Origin of the sequence: Methylobacterium dankookense (assembly GCF_902141855.1) — a bacterium.
Lineage (GTDB): Bacteria > Pseudomonadota > Alphaproteobacteria > Rhizobiales > Beijerinckiaceae > Methylobacterium > Methylobacterium dankookense.
In genome coordinates this window covers 13603-25962 of record NZ_CABFVH010000017.1, presented here as the reverse complement: position 1 = coordinate 25962, position 12360 = coordinate 13603, and the positions used below count along the sequence as shown (strand labels likewise).

Genomic DNA, 12360 nt, shown 5'->3' with positions numbered 1-12360 from the left:
CGGTCCCGACGCATGACCGCGGGCCCCGTCCTCGTGGTGGTGCCGACCACCGCCGGTCCCCTGGTGCTGCGCGCGCTGGGCGCGCGTCCCGGCCTGCCGACCTCCGCCGCCTTCGCGGCCGGCGATTACCGGCCCCTGCCCTGGTCGGGCGACTACGCGCGACTCGCCGCCGAGGGCGGGCCGTTGTCCCGCCTTCCGGGCGTCGCCCCGGGCCCGTACGAGCTGCGCCTGAGCGGATCCTTCGATGCCGGGCGCTCCTGGGAGGTGCCGGTCTGCCTCGCCCACGGCCTCGTCGCCCGCGGGCACAGGCTGACCGCGGATCCGGCCGAGGCCGAACTCGTGGTCTGGGCGACGGGTGCGGTCGACCTCGACCTCGCGGTGCTGCCCGGAGACTACGCGCTGCTCGACAAGGTCGAGCGGTCCCGCGACCTGCTCGCCGCAGCGGCGCGAGCCGACCTCTCCGTTCTCCTGCCCGAGGGCCCGGAAGCCTCGGAGGCCGGCCGGATCCTGCTGACGGCGCCGCGCGACCGCCCGCCGCTGGTCCTGCCGAACGGCACCGTGCCGTCCGCCCTCGCTGCCCTCGCGCGGCGCGCGCATCCGCCCGCGCGCCCGGCGCCGTCCAGGGGGTCGGTGCCGCGCACCGCCCTCGCGGCCGGCCTGGCCGTTCTGACGGCCCTCGGCGCCGGGCTTGCCGCGCTGCATGGCCGCGGACGGGCGGATGCCGACGGATCGGCCGTCGCCGATGCGGCGGCCGCCGCGACCCGCCCGGCCGCGGGTCCGGAGCCGGATGCGGGAGCCGCGCCCGCGATCCTCGTGCAGGAGCTCGTCGCACCGGCGGGCTCGTCCTGCCGCCGGGTCGCCTTTGGAGCCGACACGCCCGAGCGCCGGACGGTTCCCGTCGCGGAGCACGGCCGGCTGCGCCCGAGCCGCCTCGCACCGGAGCTGTGCGGCCTCGCCTTCCGCCCCTCGGATTCCGGTGCGCGCCTCCTGGTCGGCCCGGAACTCGCCGCCGCCGCGCTGCCGCCGACGCGGCTGCCCGACGGGGCGCAGGCCTACTTCCTGCGCGAGGGCGCGCGGCAGAACCTCGTCTACGGGGTCCAGGCCATACCGCAGGCGGGTCGCACCGTGGAACGGCTCAGCCACGCGCTGGTCCGGTGAGGATGCGGTTCCACCTGCGATCCGACGTCTTTTGACGCAGCGCCCGGTGGCCGGCATAAAGCCGCCGCCGAGAGGAGGACAGCGATGGCCGCAAGCCACCGGATACGCCGCTCGACCCTGGGGGGAATCGGCCTGCACCTTGCCCTGTGCGCGGCCGGTGCCGCGCGGGCGCAGAGCGTCGGGTTCGACCCCGCCGATTACGGCCGGGCGCAGCTGCCGCTGCGGCAGACCACCGGCGACGCCGCGGCCTATGTCGACCGCAACAAGGGCGCCTTCGAGCCGATCGCCGAACTGGATCCGAAGGATGGTCTCGCGGCGCTCGCCCGCCCGATCGGCCGGATCGACATCGTCCTCCGGAACGCCCGCAGCGGGCAGATGGTCGGCGCCTCCTGCACGGGCGCGCTCCTGCCGGGCGACTACGTGCTGACGAACCACCATTGCCTGCCGCAATCGGGCGATCTCTCACCCGTCAAGGCCTCGATCCTGATGGACTACCTGACCCTCGACGGGCAGGGCTCGCGCCGCTTCGAGATCGATCCGAGACCCGTCGAGTTCGACGCGCGCCTCGATTACGCGCTGGCCCGCGTCTCAGGGAACCCGGCGGCCATCTACGGCACCGCCCGGCTCTCGGGCGAGGCCGTGCCGGGCAACCGCTCGATGCTGGTCATCCACCACCCGCTCGGGCGGCCCAAGGTGATGAGCCGCTTCCGCTGCTTCGCCCTGAAGGACCCGGGCGAGGGGCCGGACCTGCGCCACCGCTGCGACACGCTCGGCGGCTCCTCCGGCTCGCTGATGTTCGACGCCTCCGTCGCCGGCGTGGCCCTGCACAAGGAGGGCGGGCTCGATCCCAAGGACCCGTCGAGCTTCAACAGCGCGACGCGCCTCTCGACGATCCTGGGCCGGAGCCGCATCCTGGCCGAGATCGCCGCCCGGCAGGGCGGGCCGGCCGCCGCCACGGCGGCCGCGGATCCCGCGCCTCGGCCGGCCGTGCCGACGGCGGCTCAGGCGCCTGCGCCCACACCGGACGGCCCCCTCGATCCGGGCCGGATGAACGCGATCCTGCGCGGGCGCTGATTCCGACAGCACAGATATGCGAGCCCGCGCGGCGAAAACCGCTCTGGTGTGTCCAAGGACGGGGTGTGTGGGGCCGGAGCGAGGCCCGGGACTTGAGGAGAGCGGATCCATGCCGATTGACCACGCGCCCTCGCCGCGCCTCGCGCCTCCACGTCCTGTGGGGCATCCGGCGGACGGCCTGCGCCGCGCTGCCCGGGGGCGCCTCGGCCGCTCCTGTCTCCTCCTCGCGCTCGGTCTCGCGACGGCGCTCGGCCCGGCCGCGCGAGCCAACCCGCTGACCGAGGTCCCGGGGCGGCCCGCGATTCCCGAGCAGGCCGGCCCGCGCGACGCGGCCGCGGAGCGGGCGGAGGCGGAGGCGCGCAACCCGGCCGCGACCGCGATCATCCGGTCGCTCGCCCCCTTCGCCGACGGCAATCCGGGCGCTCCGGCGCGGCCGCTGGCGGTCTCGCCCGACGACGGCGGCCCGGGGGTGCGCGTCGACCCGGCCCGCTCGGTCGATCTCACCGTCTTCTTCGCCTACGACAGCGCGCGCCTCACCCCCGAGGCGCGCATCCAGCTCGAACCCCTGGGACAGGCGCTGGGCTCTCGCGATCTCGCCGGCCAGGGCTTCCTCATCGCCGGCCACACGGATGCGGCCGGAGGCCTCGCCTACAACCGGCGCCTCTCGCTCGCGCGGGCGCGCAGCGTCAAGGCGCATCTCGTCGAGACCTACGGGATCGCCCCGGAGCGGCTGCGGGTGCACGGCTGGGGGCCGGACCGCCCGAAGGACCCGGACGCGCCTCGCGCGCGGGTCAACCGCCGGGTCGAAGTCAGCCTGATCGCGCCCGTCCGCAGCGGCGCCCTCCGCTTCGTCGTGCCGGAGACGGATCCGGCCTGCGCCGGGCCGTTCGCGGCCGGCCGCGCTTTGGCCGACCCGCGCCACCGGGTCGGCCTCGACCTCGACGATTTCGCCGCGGCGCCGACGCCGCTGCCCTGCTCCGAGTGACCCGAAACCGATAGGGGAAGACAACGATGCAGCCCTTCGCCGCCGCCCGCCGCGCCGCCCTCGCCGCCGTCTCGATCGGGCTCGCGCTCCTCGTGCAGCCCGCGGAGGCCCTGGCCCAGTCCAAGCCCAACCTCGTGGTGATGGGCGAGGATGCCGACGAGGATTCGGTGCCGCGCGGCAACCGCATCTTCCAGCGGGTGATCGCGGAACTCTCCGAGACGATGAGCCTGCGCGGCTACAACGTCTACGACGAGACCGCCGTGGCGATGGGCTTCACGCAGCCCAACCGCGTTCGCCGGCGGGATGCCGAGCTGATCGAGGTCGCCCGCGCCGTCTCGAACCCGCCCCTCGACGTGGTCGCGGTCTTCCAGATCTACGCCTCGGCCTCGAAATCGGCCTACTCGGACATCGTGCGCCCCGAGGTGCGCATCCCCGGCCGTCTCCTGAACGTGCGCACCGGCCAGTCGCTGGGCTCCTTCGAGGTGGCCGGCGTTCAGCTCCCGCCCTTGCCGCAAGGGTGCGACCGGGAGTGCCTGCTGGAGCGCGTGGGCGCCGAGGCGAAGGCGATCGCCGGCGACGTCGCCTCGGCCCTCGCCGCGAAGCTCGACGGGTTCGTCGCTCCGCGGCGCGGCGCCGATCTCGGCACTGCCGCAGCCGCGGTCGCGCCCTCCCCGGGTGCGGCGGGCGCGGCCCCCGGCGGCGAGGCCTGCGGCGGCCTGCCGACCGCCTACACGGTCAAGCTGAGCGGGTTCTCGGCACAGGAGATCCAGGCGGCCGAGGAGTACATGGCGGCCTTCCGCTGCTACGAGCACCACCGCCCGGTGCGGGCCGGAGGCTCGGCCGCCGAGTACTGGTACGAGACCCGCTCCGATTCCGCGCGGCTCGGCCGCAACCTCCGGCTGATGCTGGAGCACATGAGCGCGCCGGGCCAGGTTCAGTTCTCCGGCAACACCTTCGTGATCAGCCGCGTCGCGACGCGCTGAGCCGATCGATGCTTCTCCGACGCCTCCCCCGCGCCGCCGGCCGGCTCCTGTCCGCCGGCCTCCTCGCCGCCCCGTGCCTCGCCCGGGCGGCGGAGGCGGCCCCCGACACGCGGGCGCTGCTGCGGGACTGGGAGGCGCTCAACGGCGCCTGCCGCGGCGGGCGCGGCGACGATCCGGGCACGCTCGAGGCCTGCGCCCGCCGCGATGCCGTCGACCGGCAACTCGCCGCGGCGGGCTGGTGCTACGGCCGGCCCGGCGATGCCGGCTACCAGCGGGCCTGGCAGCTTTGCGCGGTGCGGGACCGCCGATAAGGTCCGGGCGCCCGGACCGATCCGGCGGCGAGGGAGGATGCACGTACCCCTTGCCTGCTGCGCCGCAGCCCTTGATGACGCCCGCAACGCGTCGCCCTGGCCCGCAAGCCGCCACGCTATCTCCAGCGTGCGCTCGCCTCATTCATCGCACGGCCGCTCGGGAAGCCGGTCGCCAGCGTGAGGGCGGCCTGCTCCCCGTTCGTGTACCGGATCGCGAGATCGAACCACGCCCTCCTGAACAGCAGATCCTCGTTTCGCCTCACGTCTCCGGGGACGGACGAGAGCTCGATGCGGAACAGGTTGTCGCGCACGCGCACAGGAAGGCCGGAGACGGGGGCACCGCGCTCCACCACCTCGTTCTTTGCCTGGAGGAGGCCGATATCCTGAACGATACGCTTCGCCGCATCGGGCCCGGCCGCGCTGAAGGCAAGGGTGACGGTGTGGGAGGCCGCGCGCGAGGCGTCGAGGTTCCGCTTCAGCCGCATCTCCAGGGTCAGGCCCGCATCCGGGATGGTCGCCGTCGCGACGAGCGCGACCTCGGGCGGCAGACCGCCGCCCCTGGCTTCCGACGCGAGGTTCCAGACCACGCTCCCGGACCGGACGCGCGGCGCGGCGCCGCCATCCCGCGCAATGCCCTCCGCCAGAAGGGCGCGATGCGTGCTGGAATAGCCGTCCGCAAGCGTCTCGGAAAAGTCCGATCCTGAGGCGTTCTGCCGGCTCGAAGGCCGATCGTCCGGGACGGCAGCGACCGCGGTGCCGGATGGTTGGGGCGACGGGGGCGCTACGGATGACGGGAGCCGGAAGACGAACCTGTCGGCGGGCAGCGATTCATACGTGGCGGGCTCCTGCCGCTGATGGGTCGTGCGAAGGACCTCGGCGCGCACGCGGCGGAAGAACAGGTTCACCTCCACATCCGGCGTGGCCAGATGCTTCACCAGGGCCGTCACGTATGGGCTGTTGACCTGGCCCTCCTCGCCGTCCGAGGCGGTCTGTCCGGCCGCCGCCGAATAGGCCACGAGCGAGCCGGTCTGCGGCAGGTCGGGACGCGCGAGCCCCCGTCCGACCGAGCGCGTGGCGAGCGTTCGCTTGATGCCGGCGAGGAAGGGATTGTCGCGGCAGGCATCCAGGATGACGAGGCGCAGCTTGCCGGCACCTTCGAGGCGCTTCTGCACCTGGCTCAGCGAGACCGTCTCTTCGTCCACATCCCGATCGCTTCTGAGGCGCGCATCGACCGGCACGAGATAGTTGGTCCCCCCGACCTCGATGCCGTGCCCGGCGTAGTAGACAAGGGCCCAATCCGCGCTGTCGGCCTGCCGCTCGAAGCGGCGCAGAACCGTGATCAAGGTTTCCCGATCCAGGTTCCGCTCGACTTGCACATCCTGGAAGCCGGCATCCCGCAAGGCCTGGGCGAGGAGCTCGCCGTCCCGCACCGGATTGTCCAGGCGGGGAACGTTCGCGTACTGGCCGTTGCCGATGACGAGGGCGACGCGCCGCTCCTCCGCCGCCGCGCTCTGCACGACGAGGGCGGTGGCGAGAAGGATCGCGGCTCGAATCATGCGAAATCGCGCTCCACGGATCACGGCTCCGATTCTGTCTGCGCGATCCGGAACGACCCATCAAGGCTTGGCACCCGCGCGGACCGACGGTGTCCGAGCCGAGTTCCCACCTGCTGAAAGAGCCGCCAGTCGCGTCGCATCATGGGCTGGATCGAGGCGCCGTGCAGGTGACGGCAGGATTGCTCCCCTCGGACCAGGTCACCGCGCGTCCGCGGCCGCGCAATTCGTGGCTCGCGTCCCCGTACCGGAAGCCGTCCCCACTCGGCAGGCTCGGCAAGGTGACGGCTGGCCCCGTGGAGGGGCGAACGATAGCCGAAGCCTGGGGGTCGGCGGCGACGAACTCGACCGACAGCGTCAGGCCGGCGGGACAGGCAAAGGTGACGTGCCGAGACGTTGGCGAGGCGGCGTGTGCCGGAAGCGCCAGAAGCAACGGCAGGCAGCCGCAGATGGGCGCCAAAGCGGCTCCGAATGCGCCGCAGCTGCCGTGTTTCGAACCGTGCTTCGTCATGTCGTCTCCTTGCCGCATCGGTGTGGAGCAGCGGCACACGCGTCAGACCGCCTCGTAGGCAAACAAGAGCGAGATCAGGCACAGGCACAGCAAGCCGAGAACGAAGCAGCTGTCAGCCACGTCTTCGAGCCGGACCGACAAGGCCTTCTCGGACGACCAGCGCATCGAGAGATACGATGCGGCCGAGCTTGCGAGGAAGAGGAGCGCCGTCAGCGCGGCATATTCGTCGACATGGCTCGGACCGATGCGCGCCTCGAGGATCTTCACCAGGCCGATCAGGGTCGTGCACACCCCGATCATCGTCGCGGCGCTCGGCAGGATGTGCCGCGAGAGCCCGGCGGCATCCGCCGTGCGACGGAGCAGGCGTCCGCGCTGGAAGGCCCTTGCCCAGAACGGTCGGGTCGGCTCAGGCATGACCGGCTCGGCGCTGCGCTGATGGATCAGAATCGCTGCTCCTGGCGCCCGGGATTCGGCCCGCTCGCATGATAGGACGCCATGCAGGTGTGCCAGATCTGGGATCCGAGATCCCAGAGGCTCAGGCGGTTCGGATTGGGGGCCATGAAGACCTGCGATCGAGCCTGCTCACGACAGGCCGCATCCGCCGGCCCCTGGACGGGCGGCTCGCTCGCGAGGGTCGGGCCGGCCGAGGCGACGATCAGCACGATCGCGAGCAGAGAGTTGCGCAAGGTGACGACCTTGATGGACGCGGCCCGCACGACCGGCAACAGGCTGTGTCCATCGGCTATTGCAGCGGCTGGAGAGGCTGACGCCGACGTCCCACGCCGCGCGATGATTGCTAGACATGGCAACAGAGTGCGCAGCATCGATGACCTCGATCGCAAAGCGAATCGCCTCAGCAGGTCCATTATTGTGAGGGATCGGATCGAGGCAACGGTGCGTCTGAAAATTTCACCGCAAGATTGCGGACAATTCAATTCCATAGGGATTTAGAATGACACCAAAGCCATAGCAACAATCAAGTTTATTGGATTTATCGGTATTGCATTGACGAGATGCTTATGCGGGAAGCTTGCCAAGCTGGACGGTTCTCTGCTTGAGTGTCCGCAGCCCAGGAGGTCCGACACCATGCGTCGCGCAATCGTCCTCTTCGCTGCTTCCTTTGTCTTCGCCGCCCCCATGTCGAGATCGGCCCAGGCTCTGCCGGCGATGGTCGATCCCGCTGCGGCAGCCCCCATCGAACGCGTTGCCGGCGGATGCGGGCCAGGCCGTTGGCGCGGACCCTGGGGCCATTGCCGCAGCACCCCCTATGTCGGACCGCTGCCTGGCGGCTGGTACCAGGTGCGCGCCGGCAACGGCTGCCCTCCGGGCTATTGGCGCGGGCCCTGGGGGCACTGCCGCAACACGCCCTATCACGGGCGCCTGCCGGGCGGCGGCTGGAAGCCTTAGGCGGCCGCAATACGGGCGATCCTGTCGACGCGGGCCTCACCGGAGGGCGACGTGCTGGAGATGTTGAGACAAGCCTCCGCTTCGCGGTGTTCCGGTCCAGGGCGGCCGAGGAGCGGTGCCCTTCGGCTGGTCGGGGCGCTCGTGGTCGCGTTGATCCTGCCCGCGGCAGCACGACCTGCGGAGGCGCGGCAGGCCCCCGGTCGCGCGGCGCCCGGAACTTTGCTCGACTCTCAGCCCCTCCCGAACGCACCGGACGGGGCTGCCGCCTACCGTGTGCTCTACCGCTCGACGGGCCTGCGCGGTGAGCCCATCGCCGTCTCCGGAGCCATCCTCGTGCCGGCCGGGCCGGTGCCACCCGGAGGCCGGCCCATCGTCGCCTGGGCGCACCCGACCACCGGCGTCGTCGACAAATGCGCGCCCTCGCTCGCCCGCGTGCTCTACCGCTCGATCCAGGGCCTGCAGGAGATGCTGGCGCGCGGCTACATCGTCGCCGCCACGGACTATCCGGGTCTCGGCACGCCCGGCGTGCATCCCTATCTCGTCGGGATCAGCGAGGGGCGCGCCGTGCTCGACTCGGTGAGGGCCGCCCGTCAGCTCGCCGGGCCCGGAGGCGCCACGAACGCCTTCGCCGTCTGGGGCCACTCACAGGGCGGCCACGCCGCGCTCTTCACCGGCATCCTGGCTCGCGGCTACGCGCCGGACCTGACGCTCGTCGGGGTCGCGGCCGCGGCGCCGGCCACCGAACTCGCCACCCTGATGATGGCCGACCTCGATACCGCGGGCGGCAAGAACCTCACCGCCATGACGCTGTGGTCATGGTCGCAGGTCTATGGCGCGCCCATGACGAAGGTGGTCGTGCCGGCCGCGCTCCCCGTCATCGACGCGCTCGCCAACGACTGCATCGAGACGATCTTCGACGTGCTGGAGCGGCGCGGCCCGTCCAAGGCGCTCGACCGCAGCTTCCTCTCGGTCGACGACCTCGCCGACCGCGAGCCCTGGCGCGCGCTTCTCGCCCGCAACACGCCCGGCACCCTGCCGCCGCGCATCCCGGTCTTCCTGGCGCAAGGCGCCGCGGACACCCTCGTGCTGCCGCGGGTGACCGAGGAGTACCGGGCGCGCCTGTGCCGGGCCGGCAGCCGCGTCGAATTCGACCTCGTGCCGGGCGTCGGGCATCTCTCCATCGCCAAGGATGCCGCGCCGGCCGCTCTCGACTGGATCGGCGACCGCTTCTCCGGCGAGCCGGCGCCGAGCAATTGCGGAGCGCCGTGACCCGCGGGTTCGCGCCGGGACCCGGCGCGCTCCGCCGCAGGGACACCGGTCCGGCGAAAGTGCGCACGTCGAATCGAAGACCGGGAACAGCTCCAAGGCCGAGATTGGTGCTGCGAGGCGCGGTCAGCCGTTGTCCGAGGCTCAGGGTCACGCCCTGTCGGCTCGCACGGCCTGATGTCAGGGCGGATCGGGGTGACGGTTCGGTTCACCGCCAGCCGAGCGCCGGGGCGACATGCTTCAGGATGGCCTCGATGACATGGGCATTGTAGGCCACGCCCAGCTGGTTCGGCACGGTGAGCAGCAAGGTGTCCGCCTCGGCGATGGCCTCGTCGGCCTTCAGGTCATCGATCAGCCGTTCCGGCTCCGCGGCGTAGGAGCGGCCGAACACCGCCCGCATGTTGTCGATGATGCCGATCTGGTCGCTGCTCTCGCCGCGCCCGAAATAGGCGCGGTCGCGGTCGCTCACGAGGGCGAAGATCGACCGCGAGACGGAGACGCGCGGCTCACGGAGGTGTCCCGCCTCCTTCCAGGCCTGCCGATAGCGGCGGATCTGCCGCGCCTGCTGGATGTGGAACGGCTCGCCGGTCTCGTCGGCCTTGAGCGTCGAGCTTTGCAGGTTCATGCCCTGCCGCGCGGCCCAGAGAGCGGTGGCGTCGGAGGCCGAGCCCCACCAGATCCGCTCGCGCAACCCGTCCGCATGCGGCTCGAGGCGCAGCAGGCCGGGCGGATTGGGAAACATCGGCCGCGGATTGGGCTGCGCGAAGCCGTCTCCCTTCAGCAGGTCGAGAAACACCTCGGCGTGCCGCCGCCCCATATCGGCGTCGCTCTCGCCCTCGCGCGGGGCGTGGCCGAAATGCCGCCAGCCATCGACGACTTGCTCGGGCGAGCCTCGGCTGATGCCGAGCTGGAGGCGCCCGCCCGCGATCAGGTCCGCCGAGCCGGCATCCTCGACCATGTAGAACGGGTTCTCGTAGCGCATGTCGATGACGCCGGTGCCGATCTCGATGCGCTTGGTCCTGGCCCCGATCGCCGCGAGCAGCGGAAAGGGCGAGGCGAGCTGCCGTGCGAAGTGATGAACCCGGAAATAGGCGCCGTCCGCGCCGAGCTCCTCCGCCGCCACGGCGAGATCGATCGACTGCAGCAGCGTGTCGCGCGCGGAGCGTGCCTCCGACTGCGATGCCGGCGACCAATGCCCGAACGACAGGAATCCGATCTTCTTCATCATCACATCCGCTATGGCATGCCGCTTCGCATGCGGTCGGCCGGAATGGGCTTGCGTCGGGCGGCGGACCGGAGCCCGCCGCCCGTCGGCTTCCGTTACGCCGCCTTCTGCAAGCCCTCCGCCGCCAGCGCGGTCTGGACGGCCGCGCGCGTGGAGACGCGCTGGCTGAACGCACCGAGATGCGGCCAGCGGCCGAGATCGATGCCGAGATGCGGCGCCCAGCTCAGGACCACGAACAGATAGACATCGGCGACGGTGAAATCCGCTCCCGTGAGGAAGGGACGACCATCGGCGAGCGCGGCTTCGACGACATCGAGCTTGCGACCGAGATTCGCGACCGCCGCCTCGCGCGCCTCCGGCGCGAGCGCCGGATTGAAGAGCGGTCCGAACGCCTTGTGCAGCTCGGCCGAGATGAAGTTCAGGTGGCCGTTGAGCCGGGCGCGCTCGACCGTGCCGGCGACGGGGGCGAGGGTGCCGGGGGCGTGCCTGTCGGCCAGGTACTGCACGATGGCCGCGCCCTCGGTCAGGACCTCGCCGTCCTCGAGCTGCAGCGCAGGGACGTACCCTTTCGGATTGATGGCCGTGAAATCCGCGCCGGACTCGGTCGTCTTGCTCTTGAGGTCGACGGCTTCGAGCGCGAACGGCAGGCCGATTTCGCGCAGGACGATATGCGGCGAGAGCGAGCAGGCGCCAGGAGCGTAGAAGAGCTTCATGGGATGTCTCCGCTGGGGAACGGCATGGAGCGGTAGACGGCCTCGTTACCTTTGGAAACCCGGTAACTTCCGGTGACTGGTGTTTTCGAGTATCGTCCCGGAAACCAGGTTGCCGGCCGGATTTCGGGTGCGTGTCATGGCTCTGAAGCTCAGGAAGAAGGTTCCCCCGCCGCCGGGCTGCCCGATGTCGGCCTGCATGAGCCTGCTGGGCGGGGCCTGGACGCCGGAGATCATCTGGAACCTGAGCGAGGGTGCGCGCCGCTTCTCCGAGTTGCGCCGGGCGATGCCGAGGATCTCGGCCAAGGTGCTGAGCGTGCGCCTGAAGGATCTCGAAGAGCGCGGCGTGCTCGTCCGGTCCGTGCTGGCGACGACCCCGCCGAGCGTCGATTACGCCCTGACCGACCTCGGCGAGGAGCTGATCCCGGCCATCCGGGCGATCGTCGAGGTCGGCTCCAAGCTGTATCTGCGGATGAGGGCGCCGACGGATCGCGCGGCCTGAGATCGCGGGTCCCTCATTCGGCCAGAGGTGGCGCCTCGGGCGCCGACACGAGCCCGGCCCCGACTGCGATCCAGACGAGGTGCGCATCCGTGCGCGCGCCGAGCTTGGCGCGGATCGCCGAGAGATTGTTGTGCACCGTCTTCAGGCTCAGGCACAGCGCCTCGGCCACGGCCTGCGCCGTCGCCCCGGCCGCCGTCAGGCTCAGGATCTCGAGCTCCCGCGGGCTCAGGTCATCGAGCGCCGCGCGCCCGCCGGCCACCTCGTCCTGCGCGACCGCATGCGCGATGTCGGTGCTCATGGCCCGCTCGCCGCGGAGCACGCCGGCCACCGCCGCCAACAGCTCGCGCGGCGGGCTCGCCTTGCTGACATAGCCGCGCGCGCCTGCGGCGAAGGCCTGGCGCACGATGGCCGCGCCCGTCCGCATGCTGAACACCAGGATCTGCGCCGCCCCATCCCGTTGGCGAATATGCCGGATGGCTTCGATGCCGCTCGGGCCGGGCAGCGACAGGTCGAGGATGACGAGGTCCGGCGCATGCGCCTTGTAGAGGCGATAGGCCTCCGCCGCGCTCTCCCCCTCCGCCACGACGCTCAAGCCCGGCTGCCGCTCCAGCAGGCGGCGGTAGCCCTCGCGCACGACCGGATGGTCGTCGATGAGGATGATGCGCATCATGACAG

At 71.7% G+C, this 12360-nt stretch carries 15 protein-coding genes; 8 read left to right on the top strand and 7 right to left on the bottom strand.

Annotation, left to right across the window (positions count from 1 at the left end; all coding sequences use genetic code 11):
- The first annotated feature begins 12 nt into the window (after positions 1–12).
- The 5 genes from MTDSW087_RS14360 (at position 13) to MTDSW087_RS14340 (ending at position 4511) form a co-directional block, all read left to right on the top strand.
- Entirely contained in the window at positions 13–1158 is a 1146-nt protein-coding gene (locus tag MTDSW087_RS14360; RefSeq protein ID WP_144764981.1) for a hypothetical protein, read from the top strand.
- Between the two features lie 84 nt (positions 1159–1242).
- Positions 1243–2232, top strand: a complete 990-nt coding sequence (locus MTDSW087_RS14355; RefSeq protein ID WP_144764979.1) for a trypsin-like serine peptidase — start codon at positions 1243–1245, stop codon at positions 2230–2232.
- Between the two features lie 109 nt (positions 2233–2341).
- Positions 2342–3217 carry an OmpA family protein gene (locus MTDSW087_RS14350; protein WP_144764977.1) on the top strand — a complete coding sequence of 292 codons (876 nt, stop codon included), beginning with the start codon at positions 2342–2344 and terminating at the stop codon, positions 3215–3217.
- 26 nt (positions 3218–3243) lie between these two features.
- The gene (locus tag MTDSW087_RS14345; protein ID WP_144764975.1) at positions 3244–4200 is read left to right on the top strand and encodes a hypothetical protein; all 957 of its coding nucleotides are present in this window, start codon (positions 3244–3246) and stop codon (positions 4198–4200) included.
- 8 nt (positions 4201–4208) lie between these two features.
- Entirely contained in the window at positions 4209–4511 is a 303-nt protein-coding gene (locus MTDSW087_RS14340) for a hypothetical protein (RefSeq protein ID WP_144764973.1), read from the top strand.
- 116 nt (positions 4512–4627) lie between these two features.
- Here the strand turns inward: MTDSW087_RS14340 and MTDSW087_RS14335 are convergent, their stop codons facing one another.
- The 4 genes from MTDSW087_RS14335 to MTDSW087_RS30805 form a co-directional block, all read right to left on the bottom strand.
- Positions 4628–6091, bottom strand: a complete 1464-nt coding sequence (locus tag MTDSW087_RS14335; RefSeq protein ID WP_238179467.1) for a caspase family protein — start codon at positions 6089–6091, stop codon at positions 4628–4630.
- Positions 6092–6206: 115 nt separating this feature from the next.
- Positions 6207–6575: an MliC family protein gene (locus tag MTDSW087_RS30810; RefSeq protein WP_238179466.1), complete on the bottom strand. Its 369-nt coding sequence runs from the start codon at positions 6573–6575 to the stop codon at positions 6207–6209.
- 42 nt (positions 6576–6617) lie between these two features.
- Positions 6618–6989, bottom strand: a complete 372-nt coding sequence (locus tag MTDSW087_RS14325) for a hypothetical protein (RefSeq protein ID WP_373322024.1) — start codon at positions 6987–6989, stop codon at positions 6618–6620.
- Positions 6990–7015: 26 nt separating this feature from the next.
- Positions 7016–7399 (bottom strand): hypothetical protein, encoded by a 384-nt coding sequence (locus MTDSW087_RS30805; protein WP_238179464.1) that lies wholly within the window; start codon positions 7397–7399, stop codon positions 7016–7018.
- A 262-nt stretch (positions 7400–7661) separates the two neighbouring features.
- Here MTDSW087_RS30805 and MTDSW087_RS31425 point away from each other — a divergent pair, with 262 nt between their 5' ends.
- Complete coding sequence (locus MTDSW087_RS31425; RefSeq protein ID WP_373322023.1) at positions 7662–7982, top strand: GCG_CRPN prefix-to-repeats domain-containing protein; 321 nt, start codon at positions 7662–7664, stop codon at positions 7980–7982.
- Positions 7983–8201: 219 nt separating this feature from the next.
- Complete coding sequence (locus MTDSW087_RS14310; RefSeq protein WP_238179462.1) at positions 8202–9251, top strand: alpha/beta fold hydrolase; 1050 nt, start codon at positions 8202–8204, stop codon at positions 9249–9251.
- 205 nt (positions 9252–9456) lie between these two features.
- Here MTDSW087_RS14310 and MTDSW087_RS14305 read toward each other — a convergent pair whose 3' ends face one another.
- Entirely contained in the window at positions 9457–10473 is a 1017-nt protein-coding gene (locus MTDSW087_RS14305) for an LLM class flavin-dependent oxidoreductase (RefSeq protein WP_144764969.1), read from the bottom strand.
- Between the two features lie 95 nt (positions 10474–10568).
- Positions 10569–11186, bottom strand: a complete 618-nt coding sequence (gstA, locus tag MTDSW087_RS14300; RefSeq protein WP_144764967.1) for a glutathione transferase GstA — start codon at positions 11184–11186, stop codon at positions 10569–10571.
- Between the two features lie 136 nt (positions 11187–11322).
- Here gstA and MTDSW087_RS14295 point away from each other — a divergent pair, with 136 nt between their 5' ends.
- Positions 11323–11685: a winged helix-turn-helix transcriptional regulator gene (locus MTDSW087_RS14295; protein WP_144764966.1), complete on the top strand. Its 363-nt coding sequence runs from the start codon at positions 11323–11325 to the stop codon at positions 11683–11685.
- A 13-nt stretch (positions 11686–11698) separates the two neighbouring features.
- Here MTDSW087_RS14295 and MTDSW087_RS14290 read toward each other — a convergent pair whose 3' ends face one another.
- Entirely contained in the window at positions 11699–12355 is a 657-nt protein-coding gene (locus MTDSW087_RS14290; protein ID WP_144764964.1) for a response regulator transcription factor, read from the bottom strand.
- Positions 12356–12360 lie beyond the last annotated feature (5 nt).

Excerpts from the sequence above, each read along its gene's own strand:
- MTDSW087_RS14360 (WP_144764981.1), top strand. The coding sequence starts at position 13 with ATGACCGCGGGCCCCGTCCTCGTGGTGGTGCCGACCACCGCCGGTCCC.
- MTDSW087_RS14355 (WP_144764979.1), top strand. The coding sequence starts at position 1,243 with ATGGCCGCAAGCCACCGGATACGCCGCTCGACCCTGGGGGGAATCGGC.
- MTDSW087_RS14350 (WP_144764977.1), top strand. The coding sequence starts at position 2,342 with ATGCCGATTGACCACGCGCCCTCGCCGCGCCTCGCGCCTCCACGTCCT.
- MTDSW087_RS14345 (WP_144764975.1), top strand. The coding sequence starts at position 3,244 with ATGCAGCCCTTCGCCGCCGCCCGCCGCGCCGCCCTCGCCGCCGTCTCG.
- MTDSW087_RS14340 (WP_144764973.1), top strand. The coding sequence starts at position 4,209 with ATGCTTCTCCGACGCCTCCCCCGCGCCGCCGGCCGGCTCCTGTCCGCC.
- MTDSW087_RS30810 (WP_238179466.1), bottom strand. The coding sequence starts at position 6,575 with ATGACGAAGCACGGTTCGAAACACGGCAGCTGCGGCGCATTCGGAGCC.
- MTDSW087_RS14325 (WP_373322024.1), bottom strand. The coding sequence starts at position 6,989 with ATGCCTGAGCCGACCCGACCGTTCTGGGCAAGGGCCTTCCAGCGCGGA.
- MTDSW087_RS30805 (WP_238179464.1), bottom strand. The coding sequence starts at position 7,399 with ATGCTGCGCACTCTGTTGCCATGTCTAGCAATCATCGCGCGGCGTGGG.
- MTDSW087_RS31425 (WP_373322023.1), top strand. The coding sequence starts at position 7,662 with ATGCGTCGCGCAATCGTCCTCTTCGCTGCTTCCTTTGTCTTCGCCGCC.
- MTDSW087_RS14305 (WP_144764969.1), bottom strand. The coding sequence starts at position 10,473 with ATGAAGAAGATCGGATTCCTGTCGTTCGGGCATTGGTCGCCGGCATCG.
- gstA (WP_144764967.1), bottom strand. The coding sequence starts at position 11,186 with ATGAAGCTCTTCTACGCTCCTGGCGCCTGCTCGCTCTCGCCGCATATC.
- MTDSW087_RS14295 (WP_144764966.1), top strand. The coding sequence starts at position 11,323 with ATGGCTCTGAAGCTCAGGAAGAAGGTTCCCCCGCCGCCGGGCTGCCCG.
- MTDSW087_RS14290 (WP_144764964.1), bottom strand. The coding sequence starts at position 12,355 with ATGATGCGCATCATCCTCATCGACGACCATCCGGTCGTGCGCGAGGGC.